The organism is Ferruginibacter sp., assembly GCF_031391665.1.
Lineage (GTDB): Bacteria > Bacteroidota > Bacteroidia > Chitinophagales > Chitinophagaceae > Ferruginibacter.
Genome location: NZ_JANMUN010000138.1, coordinates 1 through 1,980 on the forward strand (window position 1 = coordinate 1; position 1,980 = coordinate 1,980).

Here is a 1,980-nt window from a genome sequence, read left to right on the forward strand (position 1 = left end):
TTATAGTATGGATTGGATGGCCCTTATTGCAATTATCGCTTCATTGTTACTCATCGGTTTTTTTTCCGGTATAGAAATAGCATTTGTATCTGCTAATAAATTATCTGTTGAATTAAACAGAAAGCAGGGTACTTACAGCGGAAAAATCTGGGGCGCTTATTCGGATAAGCCAACACGTTTCATCGGTACCACATTAGTTGGTGTAAATATTGTTTTAGTTATTTATGGTTTGCTTATTGGCAGTATGCTTTCGCCGGTATGGAATTGGATTGCTGCACAACTTTCTCCATCTCTTTCGGGATATGTAAAATACATCAAGCTTTTTGTAGAAACTGTTATCTCTACATTGATACTGCTGTTTGTGGAATTTATGTTTAAAGCATTTTTCAGGGCAAGAAATAATGAATTACTCAGCTCGGGTATTATAAGTTTTATTGCAAGTTTTTTTTACTGGCTGCTATCGTCCACCGCTGCTTTTTTTGTAAATACGGCTGAGTGGATGTTAAGGCATTTGTTTGATGTAAAGCTTAATGAGAAAAAAGAAATATTCAGCAAAGTAGATCTGGAACATTTTCTGCAGCAAAGCAAAAGCCACGAGGAAGAAGATAACAATGAAATAAATAAAGAACTTTTTGAAAATGCTTTATCATTAAGTGAAGTTAAACTGGGCCAATGCCTTATACCACGCCGGGAAATTGAAGGTGTAAACAGTAATACAACTATTGAGGAAGTAAAAAATAAATTTATACATACCCAGTTAAGCAAACTGGTGGTGTACGAAAATAATATAGATAATATTACTGGCTATGTTCATCAGCTTGACCTTTTTAAAAATCCTGCTACTTTAAAAGAAGTATTATTACCCATACCCACGGTGCCTAAAAGTATGAGCGCTACCGACCTGATGAATAAATTCAGTAAAGAAAGAAAAAGTATTGCCTGGGTAATTGACGAATTTGGCGGCACGGCCGGCATTGTAACTATGGAGGATATACTGGAAGAAATTTTTGGCGACATTCGTGATGAATACGACACTGAAGAGTTTGTAGAAAAACAATTATCGGGCAACGAATTTATTTTTAGCGGCAGGCTGGAACTGGATTATATTACTGAAAAATACAAACTCCAGTTTCCAGATGAAGAAGGAGCAGAAACACTTTCGGGTTACATAATACAAAATTACGAAACCATACCCAAACAAAAAGACCGAATTATTTTTGGCCACTACGAATTTGATATTTTAAATGTAAGCGATACAAGGATTGAAACAGTAAAAGTAAAAGTGCTGCGATGACCATTGCTGTAAACGCAAATTTTTTAAATACTAATCACCCTTGCAATAATGGTGATTTTATTTTTGAAATTTTTTCAAGATTAGCCAAAAAATATCCCCAACACAACTTCATTTATTTTGTTGATGCCAATTTTGATGAAAAATATATTACATCAAAAAACATAACCCCTGTTATAACCGGACCTCAAATTAAAAACCCTTTGTTGCTGCAATACCAGCTTTATTATAAAATGCCTTCTTTATTAAAAAAAAACAAAGCCGATATTTTTATAAGTGCAGGTGGGTATTGCTCATTACGTACCAAATTGCCGCAGTGTGTTATCGTAAATGATTTATCTTTTTTGCAACTGCCGCAATTTTTTACAAAGCGCTGGCTAAATTTTTATAAAAGAAATACATCAAAATTTTTAACTAAAGCAAAAGTTATTATAACCACAGCCGAATTTTTAAAAAAAGAAATTACTGATAAATACAAAATAGCATCTGATAAAATTGATGTGGCCTACACTGCTGCCAGTAATGATTTTAAACCATCAACCTGGCAACAAAAAGATGCCGTTAAAGAAAAATATACCGAAGGGCTGGAATATTTTTTATACACAGGCCCTGTTAATACCGGCAGCAATTTAATTACACTTTTAAAAGCATTTTCTTTTTTTAAAAAAAGACAGAAAAGTAATATGCAG

At 33.6% G+C, this 1,980-nt stretch carries 2 protein-coding genes; both read left to right on the forward strand.

Annotation, left to right across the window (positions count from 1 at the left end):
* On the forward strand, positions 1-1,294 hold a 1,294-nt coding region (locus ACY651_RS09815), incomplete at its 5' end, for a hemolysin family protein (RefSeq protein WP_462252175.1).
* A partial coding sequence (locus tag ACY651_RS09820) for a glycosyltransferase (protein WP_462252177.1) occupies positions 1,291-1,980 on the forward strand: 690 nt, incomplete at its 3' end. The genes ACY651_RS09815 and ACY651_RS09820, both read left to right, overlap by 4 nt.